At 40.7% G+C, this 13,682-nt stretch carries 15 protein-coding genes; all 15 read left to right on the top strand.

Annotated features, from left to right (window positions below; genetic code table 11):
• The first annotated feature begins 98 nt into the window (after positions 1 to 98).
• The gene (locus RWS39_RS05700) at positions 99 to 599 is read left to right on the top strand and encodes a GNAT family N-acetyltransferase (protein ID WP_314481301.1); all 501 of its coding nucleotides are present in this window, start codon (positions 99 to 101) and stop codon (positions 597 to 599) included.
• Positions 600 to 614: 15 nt separating this feature from the next.
• Positions 615 to 953 (top strand): ATP cone domain-containing protein, encoded by a 339-nt coding sequence (locus tag RWS39_RS05695; RefSeq protein ID WP_015604984.1) that lies wholly within the window; start codon positions 615 to 617, stop codon positions 951 to 953.
• A 302-nt stretch (positions 954 to 1,255) separates the two neighbouring features.
• Positions 1,256 to 2,464, top strand: coding sequence for an acyl-CoA dehydrogenase FadE (gene fadE / locus RWS39_RS05690; RefSeq protein ID WP_005590354.1), 1,209 nt, complete (start codon positions 1,256 to 1,258; stop codon positions 2,462 to 2,464).
• A 94-nt stretch (positions 2,465 to 2,558) separates the two neighbouring features.
• Positions 2,559 to 3,407 (top strand): 3-hydroxybutyryl-CoA dehydrogenase, encoded by an 849-nt coding sequence (locus RWS39_RS05685; RefSeq protein ID WP_314481297.1) that lies wholly within the window; start codon positions 2,559 to 2,561, stop codon positions 3,405 to 3,407.
• Between the two features lie 17 nt (positions 3,408 to 3,424).
• Entirely contained in the window at positions 3,425 to 4,603 is a 1,179-nt protein-coding gene (locus RWS39_RS05680) for an acetyl-CoA C-acetyltransferase (RefSeq protein WP_314481295.1), read from the top strand.
• Between the two features lie 283 nt (positions 4,604 to 4,886).
• On the top strand, positions 4,887 to 5,666 hold the full coding sequence (locus RWS39_RS05675; protein ID WP_005590351.1) for an enoyl-CoA hydratase/isomerase family protein: 780 nt from the start codon (positions 4,887 to 4,889) through the stop codon (positions 5,664 to 5,666).
• 16 nt (positions 5,667 to 5,682) lie between these two features.
• Positions 5,683 to 6,408 carry a CoA transferase subunit A gene (locus RWS39_RS05670; RefSeq protein WP_314481293.1) on the top strand — a complete coding sequence of 242 codons (726 nt, stop codon included), beginning with the start codon at positions 5,683 to 5,685 and terminating at the stop codon, positions 6,406 to 6,408.
• 1 nt (position 6,409) lies between these two features.
• Positions 6,410 to 7,063, top strand: a complete 654-nt coding sequence (locus RWS39_RS05665) for a 3-oxoacid CoA-transferase subunit B (protein WP_149517306.1) — start codon at positions 6,410 to 6,412, stop codon at positions 7,061 to 7,063.
• Positions 7,064 to 7,247: 184 nt separating this feature from the next.
• Complete coding sequence (locus RWS39_RS05660) at positions 7,248 to 8,162, top strand: LysR family transcriptional regulator (protein ID WP_167320510.1); 915 nt, start codon at positions 7,248 to 7,250, stop codon at positions 8,160 to 8,162.
• Between the two features lie 11 nt (positions 8,163 to 8,173).
• Positions 8,174 to 9,286, top strand: a complete 1,113-nt coding sequence (locus tag RWS39_RS05655; protein WP_314481287.1) for an acyl-CoA dehydrogenase family protein — start codon at positions 8,174 to 8,176, stop codon at positions 9,284 to 9,286.
• A gap of 3 nt (positions 9,287 to 9,289) precedes the next feature.
• Positions 9,290 to 10,204: an MBL fold metallo-hydrolase gene (locus RWS39_RS05650; protein ID WP_048764406.1), complete on the top strand. Its 915-nt coding sequence runs from the start codon at positions 9,290 to 9,292 to the stop codon at positions 10,202 to 10,204.
• Positions 10,205 to 10,309: 105 nt separating this feature from the next.
• A complete protein-coding gene (ylqF, locus tag RWS39_RS05645; protein ID WP_045497395.1) occupies positions 10,310 to 11,161 on the top strand; it encodes a ribosome biogenesis GTPase YlqF in 852 nt (283 codons plus the stop codon).
• A complete protein-coding gene (locus RWS39_RS05640; RefSeq protein WP_314481284.1) occupies positions 11,148 to 11,912 on the top strand; it encodes a ribonuclease HII in 765 nt (254 codons plus the stop codon). Before ylqF ends, RWS39_RS05640 begins: the two co-directional genes overlap by 14 nt.
• Before the next feature lie 19 nt (positions 11,913 to 11,931).
• Positions 11,932 to 12,495 (top strand): sugar O-acetyltransferase, encoded by a 564-nt coding sequence (locus RWS39_RS05635; RefSeq protein ID WP_314481346.1) that lies wholly within the window; start codon positions 11,932 to 11,934, stop codon positions 12,493 to 12,495.
• A 261-nt stretch (positions 12,496 to 12,756) separates the two neighbouring features.
• Positions 12,757 to 13,599, top strand: a complete 843-nt coding sequence (gene dprA / locus RWS39_RS05630; protein WP_314481283.1) for a DNA-processing protein DprA — start codon at positions 12,757 to 12,759, stop codon at positions 13,597 to 13,599.
• Positions 13,600 to 13,682 lie beyond the last annotated feature (83 nt).

Here is a 13,682-nt window from a genome sequence, read left to right as displayed (position 1 = left end):
TATATAGTATATGCCTGATTAGTTAGTCCTATCTTTTTGAAAAAAACAAGAAAAAATTGTATAATGATAGGGTAAGTTCTAGCTTGAGAGGTGATGAAATGCGGGTTCGTAAGGCAAGCAAGGATGATTGGCAACTAATCCAAAAAATATGTAGAGAAACTTGGCTGACTACCTATAAAGATATTTATTCCTCTTCCTACATAGAACGAGTGTTTGACATTTTTTATAGCCAGGAACGTTTGTATAAGGACTTGACTGAACTTTCTACCGAATGGAACGGCTATTGGCTGGCAGAAGTGAATGGGCAGGTGCTTGGTTGTATTGGTGGTGGAATGAGTGAGGACGGCAGAGCCAATGTCTACGTTCTCTATGTCTTGCCGCAGGCTCAACGTTTGGGAATCGGTCATGAGTTACTGGCGACCTTGACAACTTATCAAAAATCACAATATCAGGCTAGAGAACAAGCTGTCACAGTAACGGAAGGAAATGCTATTGGTCTTCCTTTTTATGAAAAAGAGGGCTTTGTCTTTGAGTCTGCTACTGAAAATTGGATTGATAGCAGCCAAGCCAGAGATTTACACTATATCAGAAATATATAAATAAAGGAGTATTTTATGAAAGTTATTAAACGCAGTGGGGAAGTCGTTGACTTTGACCCAGATAAAATCTATCAAGCGGTATTAAAAGCAGCTCAAACCGTTTATGTCTTGACAGACGATCTCCGTCAAAATCTAGCCTTGGTGACAAAAAAAGTCGTGTTAGATTTGGAAGAAGCCAAGGTTGAGCGTGCGACTATCAGTATGATTCAGTCTATGGTTGAGAACCGTCTCTTGGGAGCGGGCTATATCACTATTGCTGAGCATTATATTTCCTATCGCTTGCAGCGTGATTTGGAGCGCAGTGGTTACGGTGATCATATCGCTGTCCATTTGCATTTTGAGCAAATCCGATAACAATGCTGAAAAGCCCACATGGGCTTTTTCTTTTGCAAAACTCAATTTATAAAGTCACTTCAAAGTAGATTTTTCTTTAAAATTTGTAACCGTATTCAAAGATTTTTCCTAGTTTTTATTAGAAAAAGACCTTTCAAAGCCAGTAAAATCAATATGTATAATCTAAACTTATGGTCTTATTAATCTTTCTTAAGTAGACATCATAACATATTAGATATAAAATGAAAGCGTCAACAAATACTGAGCTGCAAAATGAAAGCGCTATTATTACAAATAAAAACTATACAAAAGGAGTCAATAAAATGGCAACTAAAGAAGAAATTTTGCGTGAACTATACCCTGAGGATCTTTTCCACTATGCAGATGGCTTGACATTGGGAGAAGCGGAAGTATTGCAAGAAACTCGTCGTTTGATTGAAAAACATCTTCGTCCAGTCATTAATGAATATTGGGAAGCACCTGATTTCCCATTTGAAGAATTCTATGCAGTTGCTAAAGGCGCTCAAATCATGAACAACCCTAAATTGTTCGAAGGACGCGAAGGCAACTACAAACCATCAGAACTTTACATCGCATTCTTGTATTTGGAATTAGGCCGTTTCGATGCGTCTATAGCGACTTTCTTCACAGTTCATGGTGGACTTTGCTACAACACAGTCTTGCTTGGTGGTGACGAGCGTCAACAAAAAGAGTTCCTTCCTAAGTTAGCTGCATTTGACTGGCAAGGATGTTTCGCTTTGACTGAGCCGTTGTCAGGTTCTGACATTGCTGGAGGGCTTGCAACAACAGCTGAGCGTGTTGGCGATAAATGGATCTTGAACGGAGAAAAACGTTGGATCGGTGGATCAGACACAGCTGATGTTGTTCCAGTATTCGCTCGTGACGTTGAAGATGGAAAAGTGAAATGTTTCATCGTTCGTAAAGGTGCTCCTGGATATCATGCAGAACCAATCCCTCACAAAACTGCTCTTCGTTGTGTACGTAATGGTCACATTACTATGAAGAACGTGGAAGTTCCAGATTCAGACCGTTTGGTAAACATCAATGGATTTGGCGATGTAGCTCGTATCTTGACATTCACTCGTGCTGACGTTGCTCACATTGCAACTGCTATCACTTGTGGTTCATACGTAGCAGCTCTTAAATATGCTAAAGATCGTCAACAATTCAAACGTCCAATTGCTGCATTCCAAATCGTACAAGAAAAATTGGCTAGAATGCAAGCTAACGCAGTGGCAGTACTTTCATATTCAGCTCGTATTGCAGAAATGCAAGAAGCAGGTAACGAATTGATGCTGAACTCTGCACTTGCTAAGATGCACAACTCATTGGTAATGCGCGAAACAGTTGCACTTGCTCGTGAAACATGTGGTGGTAACGGAATCACTCTTGAAACTGATGTAGCTCGCTTCTTTGCAGATGCTGAAGCAATCTACACATATGAAGGTTCTCATGAAGTGAATGCTTTGATCGTAGGCCGTGAAATTACTGGTATTGGAGCATTTGTATAATAATGAATTTGGAACGATTGCTCAGCATTTGCTAGTAATCGTTCCGATTCTTTCTTTTTGAAGTTTATATTTTGATAGTAAATAGGAGAAAAAAATGAGTATTTCAAAAGTGATGATCATCGGATCAGGTCAAATGGGAAGCGGTATTGCACAAGTCTTTGCTCAATCAGGTTTCACAGTTTATCTCAATGATATCAAGGAAGAATTTGTTCAAAGAGGACTGGATGGTATTACTAAGCAATTGTCTCGTTCTGTTGAGAAAGGTCGTTTGTCGGAAGAAGATAAAGATAGCATTTTGGCAAATCTGATTCCTTCTACATCTTATGAAGATGCTAAACATGCTCAATTGGTTATTGAAGCGGCTACTGAAAATCGCGACATCAAATTGAGCATCTTTAAACAGTTGGATGAGTTGACTGATCCTCAAACTATTTTGGCTTCAAACACTTCATCTCTATCTATTACTGATATTGCAGCTGCGACAGTTCATCAAGAACGCGTTATTGGTATGCACTTCTTCAACCCAGCACCAGTTATGAAATTGGTTGAAGTTATTCGTGCGCTTCAAACATCAGATGAAGTTGTGAAAGCTGTTCGTGAATTGACTGAAAAAATCGGTAAAACAGCTGTAGATGTGAAAGATTCTTATGGTTTTGTTGTGAACCGTGTCTTGATTCCAATGATCAATGAGGCTATTTTCATCTTAGGAGAAGGAATTGCTTCAGCAGAAGAAATTGACGAAGCAATGAAACTAGGCGCTAATCACCCAATTGGCCCATTGGCATTGGCTGACTTGATCGGTCTTGATGTCTGCTTGGCTATCATGGGAGTATTAAACAATGGATTTGGAGATCCTAAGTATCGTCCTGCTCCACTTCTGAAGAAGATGGTTGAAGCTGGTAAGCTTGGTCGCAAGACTAAAGAAGGATTCTTTAAATATTAAGATATAAGGAGCGAGAAATGAAAGAAGCAGTTATTGTAGCAGCAGTCCGCACACCTTTAGGTTCTTTTGGTGGAACTTTAAAAAATGTTTCGGCTGTTGATCTAGGTAGTTTGGTTATTAAAAGTGCTATTGAACGAGCAAATTTGAAACCCGAACAAGTTGATGAAGTTATCATGGGGAATGTTCTGGGTGCAAGTCTTGGTCAAAACGTAGCTCGTCAAATGAGTGTTAACGCAGGTGTCCCAGTAGCTTCTCCAGCTTTCACTATTAACAAAGTTTGTGGCTCTGGTTTGAAAGCAGTTCAATTGGCGGCTCAAGCTGTATTGTGTGGAGATGCTGATATCGTTGTAGCTGGTGGGGCTGAAAACATGAGCCAAGCTCCTTATGTCCTTCAAAACCAACGTTGGGGCGCTCGTATGGGAGACTCTCAAGTGGTAGACACTATGCTTCGCGATGGCTTGACAGATGCCTTTGAATCCTTCCATATGGGAATTACAGCTGAAAACGTTGCTGAACAATATGGCATTACACGTGAAGACCAAGATAACTTTGCTGTGCAATCTCAAAAACGTGCAGTTGCAGCGATCGAAGCTGGTCGTTTCAAAGAAGAAATTGTTCCTGTTGAAATTCCGCAACGTAAGGGTGATCCTATCGTATTTGATACAGATGAATTTCCAAGAAAAGATGCTTCTCTTGAAGGATTGGGAAAATTGCGTCCAGTGTTCAAGAAAGATGGTACTGTAACTGCTGGTAATGCTTCAGGTATTAACGACGGTGCAGCAGCAGTTGTTGTTATGAGTGCTGATAAGGCTAAAGAATTGGGCGTTCCAGTTTTAGCAACGATCAAATCTTACGCAAGCGCTGGACTAGATCCAAAAGTTATGGGTTGTGGTCCGATTTACGCATCTCGCAAAGCCCTTGAAAAAGGCGGATTTACAGTGGAAGATTTAGATTTGGTTGAATCCAATGAAGCATTTGCAGCGCAAGCATGTGCCGTTGGAAAAGAACTGAATCTTGATCCTGAAAAAGTCAATGTAAATGGTGGTGCGATTGCTCTTGGTCACCCAATCGGTGCTTCAGGCTGCCGTATTTTGGTAACACTTTTGCATGAAATGCAAAAACGTGATGTTAAGCGTGGCCTTGCTACCCTTTGTATAGGTGGCGGAATGGGTACAGCGGTCATCGTAGAACGCTAAACCCTAGTTCATTTTTGAAGTTTTCCATTTGCTTCTACTATATAAACAAGTCCTATCGATGAGCTGTTTTTTCAAACAAGCCTTGATAGGACTTGTTTTATTTTTCGAAAAATTAATTTGAATATCAAAACTATAAGCTTAGCTTATCGATGTATAAATGATGATTAAGTAGACGAAGTGTGAGAAATGGTATATTATAAGAATGTAAGCTCTTACATTTGTGGTTTAAGTATTTGTTGACACCATACTTAGTCATTCAATTTTTATAAGTAGGAGCATAAAAATGAGTAAAACTGTTTTATTAGAAGTTAAAAATGGGATTGGATATATTACTATCAACCGTCCTGAAGCTTTGAACGCCTTGAGTTCTCAAGTTTTAGCTGATTTGAATGAAGTTCTTGATCAAGTTGAGAAAAGCGAAGAAATTCGCGTTGTCATCGTAACTGGAGCAGGAGAAAAAGCATTCGTCGCTGGAGCAGACATCAAGGAAATGGATTTGATGTCACCTATTCAAGCATTTGAATACATGACATTTGCAAATGATACATTTACTCGCCTTTCAGATTTACGCCAACCAACGATTGCAGTCATCAATGGTTATGCACTCGGTGGTGGTATGGAACTAGCACTTTCAACAGATATCCGTATTGGATTTGAAAAAACAGTGGTTGGCTTCCCAGAAGTTGGCTTGGGTATTATTCCAGGATTTGCTGGTACTCAACGGATGTCTCGCTTGATTGGAACTAGCCGTGCCAAAGAACTTATCTTCACTGCTCGTACAGTGAAAGGTCAAGAAGCCTATGACTTAGGTATTCTTAACAAACTGGTTCCTGCTGAAGAATTGTTGTCTTCAGCTGAAGAATTAGCCGCAGCCATCATGAAGAATGCACCGTTAGCTGTTGAAAAAGCAAAACATGTCATTCAAGTTGGTGCGGAACTTCCTCTTAAAAATGCAATCCGTCTGGAAACAGAAGCAGAAGCATTGCTCTTCTCTACAGAAGACAAACTAGAAGGAATGCGTGCTTTTGTTGAAAAACGCAAAGCTGTTTTCAATCGTAAGTAAAAGAGGAGGTATCAGCATGAAATCAGTTGTATCATTATCAGAAGCTATTTCTAAAGTCAAATCGGGCGATATCGTTGGAATTTCTGGATTCCTCGGAGTCGGTGAACCTTTTGAATTGATTGAAGAATTAGTAAAACAAAACCAGCAAGACTTGACTTTGGTATCGGTGGTAACATCTCATCCTGGTAAAGAAGTTGGGGTTGGACGACTCTGTGAAAATCACCAAGTAAAAAAATATATTGCAGCCCACGTAGGAACATCTGCAGCAGCTCAACGTGAGTATTTTGAAAAGAAGATGGAAGTCGAATTTACACCGATGGGAACTGTTGTCGAGCGTCTCCATGCAGCTGGAGCTGGCTTAGGAGCTGTCTTGACCCCGACAGGAGTCGGAACAATCTTAGAAAAAGATTATGAAAAAGTAGAGCGTAATGGCCGTGAATACTTGGTCTATGATCCACTTAAAATCGATGTTGCCTTAATCAAAGCGACTAAAGCTGACAAATACGGCAACTTGTATATCGATGGTACTACGAAAAACATTTCCTTGCAATTAGCACTCGCAGCAGATACTGTTATCGTTGAAGCGAATGAAATTGTTGAAGCTGGCGAAATTCATCCGAATGATATTTATGTTCCGGGCATCCTTGTTGACTATGTCGTCCAAAGCTTGACTCCAGAAGAACACCATAAGATGATGGGTGATCTTTGGACAGAGACTAAAAAATTGGCGGGGGTGAACTAATATGAAAGCAAAAGAAATTATTGCAAGACGTGTTGCACAAGAATTTAAAGATGGAGATGTTGTCAATCTAGGATTTGGTATTCCAAACGCATCTGCTGACTATATTCCTGACGGAGTAAACGTTATTCTTCAGGCTGAAAATGGAGCTCTTCGCTTTGGTGAAACACCAACGAAAGATACTTACAATCCAAACTTAGCAAACTCTGGTGGAGCGCCAATTACTCTCTTACCTGGAGCAGCATTGTTTGACTTGCAGACTTCCTTCGCGATCATCCGTGGTGGACACGTTGATGCGACCGTGCTAGGAGCTTTGGAAGTAAGTCAAGATGGTAGTATTGCTAACTGGATTATTCCAGGGAAGTTTGCCCCAGGAATGGGTGGAGCGATGGACTTGTTGGTTGGAGCGAAACGTGTTATCGGTGCAATCCAGCATACTACTTCAGATGGTGAATCTAAACTCTTGCCAGAGTGCACTTTGCCACTTTCTGCTAAAGGAGTTCTTGATCTAGTCATTACAGAGTTGGCTGTCTTTGGTTTCCAAGATGGTAAGTTCCTCTTGAAAGAACTTGCACCTGGCGTTACCTTAGAGGAAGTGCTTGAAAAGACAGCAGGAGAAGTAATTGTTTCAGAAGACTTGAAAACGATGTCAATCTAATAAGGTTAGTAAGCAATTAATCTCCTCTTTCTCTGAAAGTGTGTTACTATGTGTTTATGACAACTTGAGTGATGATTAGTTTTTAATCAGAATACTAGCAACTGGTCATCATGGTTTCGAGGGCCAGTTGCTGTTTTATTTATGGCAAATTACCTCGTGAAATTTGAAAGATGGGAGACGAAAAGTGGATATAATTCAAATGACTTACTTTATCAATATCGTCGAATGTGGATGCAATCTTTCTATCGCAGCTAAGAAAATTCATATCAGCCAGTCAGCCTTGAGTCAGTTTGTCACAAATTTTGAATCAACGGAAGGAATCCAGCTCTTCAATCGTAGAAATGGAAGATTAGAGAGTCTGACGGAAGCTGGTGGTAAGATTTACCGCTTTGCCACAGAGATTGTCAACCGGCATGAAGAGATGCAATCAATGATTCATATGGAAGCTCTCAAACAAAAAGGGACCTTTAACTTGGGCATTCCATCATTGATTTTACGTGTATATTTTTCTAGTATTTTACCAAAGTTCTTACAAGACAATCCGCAAGTTAACATTCAGGTTACTGAGGATGGAAGTAATGAATTGCGCCAAAAGTTGGTTACGGGTGATTTGAATTTTGCGGTAGTGATTGAACCTACCAATCTGGATCCAAAGAAATATGAACAGTATATCATCCAAGTTGATGAATACGTAGCTTATATGGATAAGAATCATCCTTTGGCGGACAAAGAATTATTGGAATGGAAAGATATAGCTCAGTACGGTTTAGCGACCTTTAATAAATCATTTACAACCTACGATTTAATCACTGAAAAATTAAAGAGTAAAAAGATAAAAGCAAATTTTGCCTATTTATCATCGACATGGGATTTCTTGATAGAGTCAACTTATCAAAACGATATGATTGCACTTTTACCTCGTCCTTTGGAGTATTTTGTTGATAAGAATAAATTTAAGGTTGTACGCTTTAAGGATCCGGTGCCTTTCAATATTTGGTTCTGCCGTCCTTATAAAGCAAACTATAATGAGGTAGAAGCATACGTATATGAAGAGCTTTTAAAAGGTTATTATCAGCCTCTTTCTGAGCCACATTCATAGAGGGAGAATTGATGATGAAGTCCAGTACTAAAACAGCAGCATTGAGTTCATATGTAAATACAGCTATTAGAGACTACATGAAAAATCATGATGAGTCAGTCGACTTTCCTCAGGAGATTTGGGAAGAATTGACGACGGATTTTGATATTTTTTCACCGATTTTATCAGAAGACCATCAGGCCTTGGCTTCTGATTTTATCAGCTCTATTCGAATGATTTCGAATGAGTTTCCAGCTCTTTCAACTATATTGCTGACCCAAGGTTGTTATGGTGTTTATCCGATTTTGAATTTTGGTACGGGGCAACAGAAAGAACGTTATCTGGACAAGTTGGTAAAGGGAACTTGTAAAGCAGGTCTTGGATTTTCTGAGTCTAAGCATCTAAATACTTTGGCAGATTTGGAGACCTATGCGATTAAGACAGAGACAGGTTGGCAACTTTCGGGAGAAAAAGCTAAGGTGTCAAATAGCAGCATTGCGGACCTTCTCTTGATCTTAGCCAAAGTAAGAGAGGCTGGAAAGCCCGATTCCTACGGATTCTTCATTGTGGAGACGAGTGCTTCGGGTGTGCTCATTGGTGAGCAGATAGAAAAGCAAGGTTTACTAGCACTTCCACTAAGTTCTGTTATCTTGGACAAGGTAAACCTGCCAGAAACTGCCTTATTAGGCGGAGTCTTGGCTGGAAATGAACAATTTAATGATATCATAAAGAATATGCAACTTGGCTTGAGTGCGGTTGCTTTAGGAGTTGCCGAAGGTGCTTTTCATAAGGGGCTTGAGTTTGCACGTGTAAAAAGAGGATTCGGCAAGCGGCTGATGGATGTTGAGTTGCATCAGTACAAGTTCGCAGATCTATACAATAAAATTTGTGCTGCAGATGCTTATTTCTCATCCTATCCTAATCAAATAGAAGAAGATTCCAAGTTTGTTGCACGGATAAAGCTCTATATGACTAAGGTAGCGCTAGAGGTTACAGATGAAATCCTCCGTCTTATCGGACCTTTACAAAAATTTGATCATGTGAACATCAAACGCTATTTTAAAGATGCTGAGATTATTGAGAATTATGGACGGTCAGGAAATTCGATCAGAAAAGAAATCGCAGAAAGATGGTTAAAGGAGTAAAAAATGACAGAACTCAAATTACAAGAGTATCAGTTTGGGGAAATGAAGCTGACTTGGTTGCGTGGAGCGGATAAGCTCACAGATGCAGGCACCTTGTTTGGCCCGGTACCAAAGGTTGTTTGGTCACGTTATTATCCAACAACAGAAGAAAATATGATGGCTGAACTGACAGATCCGATTTTGATTCAATACAAGGGGCAGAATTATTTAATTGATGCGAGTTTTGATACGGCTAAGCTTTCTGATAAACAACGCCGTAATCTCGGTATTCTTTCTGAGAGCCGCGTTGAAGAAAGCTTGGCACTTTTGGGATTAAAGCCAGAAGATATTTCCCATATTTTAATGACGCACATGCACCATGATCACTCTGGCGGTTTGACTAGACTAGATGAGAACAATCAGCTTGTTTCAAAATTCCCAAATGCAAAGATTTTTGTAAATGAGATGGAATGGTACGAAATGCGAAATCCCAATAGTCGGACAAGGGGAACTTATCTAAAGGAAAATTGGGAGCCAATCCAGGATCAGGTTGAAACTTTTACTGAATATCTAAATGTCATTCCAGAAATTCAAATGGTTCATACAGGCGGTCACAGTAACGGTCATAGCATCATCTTACTCAAACAGGGCGAGGAAACCATGATTCATATGGCTGATTTGGTGCTGACTCATGCTCATCGCAAACCTCTATGGGTTGCTGCGGTAGATGATTACCCGATGCGTTCAATCGTTGCCAAAGACAAATGGCTCAAAGAAGCTTTTGAAAACCACTATAAGTTTTTCTTTTACCACGATCAATTTTTCGCAGTTGCTGAGTTTGACCAGACTGGCGAGGAGTTTGTTGATTATGTGACTAGGATTCGTGAACCACGAGTTCCATTCACGGATAAACAGGATCGCAAACCGTCATTTTTATAAGAATAGTGAATCGCTTCTGTCAGTTTGAGAGAGCGATTTTACTATTTTATTCTCTATTTTTTTGGTATAATGAGATACTAGAATATTGTAAGAAAGAGGTTTTTAATGGCAACGATTCAATGGTTTCCAGGGCACATGTCCAAGGCTCGGAGACAGGTTCAAGAAAGTATTAAATTTGTAGATTTTGTGACGATTTTGGTGGATGCGAGGTTGCCCTTGTCCAGTCAAAATCCTATGTTGACCAAAATTGTTGGGGATAAGCCCAAATTATTGATTTTAAATAAGGCCGACTTAGCGGATCCAAACTTAACCAAGGAATGGCAGGCCTATTTTGAAAGTCAGGGAATCAAAACCTTGGCCATTAACTCTAAGGAGCAATCTGCAGTCAAAAAAGTGACCGAAGCAGCTAAGAAATTGATGGCTGATAAGCTCGCTCGCCAGCGAGAAAGAGGAATTCAAATCGAGACTCTGCGGACCATGATTATCGGGATTCCCAATGCTGGAAAGTCAACGCTGATGAACCGACTGGCTGGTAAGAAAATCGCGATAGTCGGCAATAAACCAGGGGTCACCAAAGGTCAGCAGTGGCTCAAGTCCAATAAGGATTTGGAAATTCTAGACACACCGGGGATTCTTTGGCCAAAATTTGAAGATGAAATGGTGGCTTTGAAACTCGCTTTGACGGGTGCTATCAAGGACAATTTGCTGCCCATGGACGAAGTTACTATTTTTGGACTCAATTATTTCAAAGAGCATTATCCTAAGGCACTGCAGGAGCGCTTTAAGCAGCTGGATTTAGAGCTGGAAGCGCCAGACATGATTATGGATATGACCCAGAAATTGGGTTTCAGAGAGGACTATGATCGCTTTTACAGCCTCTTTGTCAAGGAAGTGCGTGATGGGCGCTTAGGTCGCTATACACTGGATACATTGGAGGAATTGGATGGCCACGATTAAGGAAATCCAAGAGCAGCTGGCTCAAGTATTTGACTTGCAGGATCCACTTTTTCAGGCTTTAAAGCAGGATGAGCGAAGCGGTGTTCAAAAACTCTTACTCAAGCGCCAAAAAGAAATCCAAGCAGAGCTAGATGAAGACCTACGTCTAGAGTACATGCTGCGCTATGAAAAAGAACTCTATAGTCAAAGATTTCAGGCGATTGCTGGCATTGATGAAGTCGGACGAGGTCCCTTAGCTGGTCCAGTAGTCGCAGCGGCAGTCATTCTGCCTCCTAACTGCAAAATCAAAGGTCTGAATGACAGTAAAAAGATTCCCAAGAAAAAACATGAGGAAATTTATCAAGCGGTGCTAGATCAGGCCTTAGCCGTTGGTTTGGGCATTATGGACAATCAAATGATTGACCGAGTCAATATCTATGAAGCAACCAAGCTAGCCATGGCAGAAGCTGTAGCCCAGCTCAAGATAAAGCCAGATTGCCTCTTGATTGATGCGATGAAGTTAGACCTACCCTTGCCTCAGCAGTCCATTATTAAGGGCGATGCCAATTCCTTGTCCATCGCTGCGGCTTCTATCGTAGCCAAGGTGACGAGGGACAAGATGATGGCGGATTTTGACCAGATTTATCCAGGCTATGACTTTGCTCAGAATGCTGGTTATGGCACTAAGAGCCATTTACAGGGATTGGAACGAAACGGCGTAACTCCTATTCATCGCAAAACATTTGAGCCCGTAAAATCAATGTGTGAATAAGCATGAAAAGGAGGATGCCATGCGAAGCGAATACGAAAAAATGATTGCTGGAGAGATTTACCGACCACAAGATGAAGATTTAAGAAAAATTAGAGCCCGCTCCAAAGAATTTCAATATCGTTTTAACCAAGAACGAGATATTGAAAAACGTAGCGCTATCGCCAAGGAGTGGTTTGGCAGCACAGGGGAGAATCTTGCTATGAAGCCAGATTTGGTTTGCGACTACGGAATTAACATTCATTTAGGAGAAAATTTTTGTTCTAACTGGAACCTGACTATGCTGGATGTCTGTCCTATTACCATTGGAAAGAATGCCATGCTGGGTCCCAATTGCCAGTTTCTGACGCCGCTACATCCGCTTGACCCAGTGGAAAGAAATTCCGGCATTGAATACGGGGCACCCATTAAGATTGGTGACAATTTCTGGGCTGGCGGTGGTGTAACCATTCTACCAGGCGTGACGCTGGGAGATAATGTCGTAGTTGGAGCTGGTGCAGTGGTAACTAAATCATTTGGCGATAATCTAGTCCTAGCTGGCAATCCTGCTAAGATTATTAAGGAAATTCCTGTTCATAAAGAATAGAAGAACTCAACCATTTTCTCAATAATTAATCGAATAAGAAACAGAGAGTGGGATAGAAATCGGTAATTCGTTAGAATTCGATTTCGTCGTCCCACCTCCGCACAGTTGAGTAGGGCTATAAAAGCTGATGAAATCAGCGTAGTAGAGCCCACTCAACCACTGCGTCTTGCTCGACAATCCAAAGACAATTGAGAGGCTAGGACTTTTGTCCCAGCCTCTTTTTTTGAACTTTTTTACGAATAAGAAAGTGAGGTGATAAAAATGAATAATTTTGAAATTTATAAAATGAAAAAAGCTGGCTTGACCAATCAACAGGTCTTAAATATTTTGAGATATGCAGAAAATAAAGAGGGAGAGTTATCTTTGCGAGACAAGGCAGTCGTTTCTGAGTGCCGCAATCCCGCTCTCTTTATGGAAAAGTACAGACGATTAGACTTAACATTGTTGAAAGAAGAGTTTGAACGTTTTCCCTCCTTTTCAATCTTGGATGATGTTTACCCTTGGGATTTATGCGAGATTTACGATGCACCGACTTTGTTATTTTATCAAGGAAATTTAAATTTGCTAGAAATGCCCAAGATAGCTATTGTCGGTAGTCGAGATAGCAGTAAGCAGGGAAATGCTGCTGTGCAGAAAATCATTAAGGAGTTGAATAATGAGCTGGTTATCGTCAGCGGGCTGGCTCGTGGAATTGATACCGTGGCCCACATGGCTGCCCTGCAAAATGGTGGCCAAACTATTGCTGTCATTGGAACGGGGCTAGATGTCTTCTATCCCAAGGCCAATCAAAAACTGCAGGCTTATATTGGCAAAAATCATTTATTGCTGACGGAGTATGGGCCGGGTGAGCAACCCTTGAAATTTCATTTTCCAGAGCGAAATCGTATCATCGCTGGTCTCTGTCGAGGAGTCATTGTGGCGGAAGCCAAGATTCGCTCAGGCAGTCTGATTACTTGTGAGCGGGCAATGGAAGAGGGGCGGGATGTCTTTGCCATTCCAGGGTCAATTTTGGATGGGAAATCTGACGGTTGCCATCATTTGATTCAAGAGGGTGCAAAGTGCATCACAGCAGGATCTGACGTCCTTTCTGAGTTCAAATTTTAAAATAAGTTTTCCTATAGAAATAGTTACGAGTTGACATCTATCAAAAAATAGTTTAAACTCTATGAGATTTATTTCTTATAGAA

Source organism: Streptococcus cristatus (assembly GCF_963529205.1).
GTDB classification, from domain to species: Bacteria; Bacillota; Bacilli; order Lactobacillales; family Streptococcaceae; genus Streptococcus; species Streptococcus cristatus_O.
This window is presented reverse-complemented; position numbering and strand designations above follow the sequence as displayed.

Bases quoted from the DNA above. Each gene is read 5' to 3' on its own strand.
- RWS39_RS05640 (WP_314481284.1), top strand. From the start codon at position 11,148: ATGGCCACGATTAAGGAAATCCAAGAGCAGCTGGCTCAAGTATTTGAC.
- RWS39_RS05695 (WP_015604984.1), top strand. From the start codon at position 615: ATGAAAGTTATTAAACGCAGTGGGGAAGTCGTTGACTTTGACCCAGAT.
- RWS39_RS05670 (WP_314481293.1), top strand. From the start codon at position 5,683: ATGAAATCAGTTGTATCATTATCAGAAGCTATTTCTAAAGTCAAATCG.
- dprA (WP_314481283.1), top strand. From the start codon at position 12,757: ATGAATAATTTTGAAATTTATAAAATGAAAAAAGCTGGCTTGACCAAT.
- RWS39_RS05680 (WP_314481295.1), top strand. From the start codon at position 3,425: ATGAAAGAAGCAGTTATTGTAGCAGCAGTCCGCACACCTTTAGGTTCT.
- RWS39_RS05650 (WP_048764406.1), top strand. From the start codon at position 9,290: ATGACAGAACTCAAATTACAAGAGTATCAGTTTGGGGAAATGAAGCTG.
- ylqF (WP_045497395.1), top strand. From the start codon at position 10,310: ATGGCAACGATTCAATGGTTTCCAGGGCACATGTCCAAGGCTCGGAGA.
- RWS39_RS05700 (WP_314481301.1), top strand. From the start codon at position 99: ATGCGGGTTCGTAAGGCAAGCAAGGATGATTGGCAACTAATCCAAAAA.
- RWS39_RS05655 (WP_314481287.1), top strand. From the start codon at position 8,174: ATGATGAAGTCCAGTACTAAAACAGCAGCATTGAGTTCATATGTAAAT.
- RWS39_RS05635 (WP_314481346.1), top strand. From the start codon at position 11,932: ATGCGAAGCGAATACGAAAAAATGATTGCTGGAGAGATTTACCGACCA.
- RWS39_RS05685 (WP_314481297.1), top strand. From the start codon at position 2,559: ATGAGTATTTCAAAAGTGATGATCATCGGATCAGGTCAAATGGGAAGC.
- RWS39_RS05675 (WP_005590351.1), top strand. From the start codon at position 4,887: ATGAGTAAAACTGTTTTATTAGAAGTTAAAAATGGGATTGGATATATT.
- fadE (WP_005590354.1), top strand. From the start codon at position 1,256: ATGGCAACTAAAGAAGAAATTTTGCGTGAACTATACCCTGAGGATCTT.
- RWS39_RS05665 (WP_149517306.1), top strand. From the start codon at position 6,410: ATGAAAGCAAAAGAAATTATTGCAAGACGTGTTGCACAAGAATTTAAA.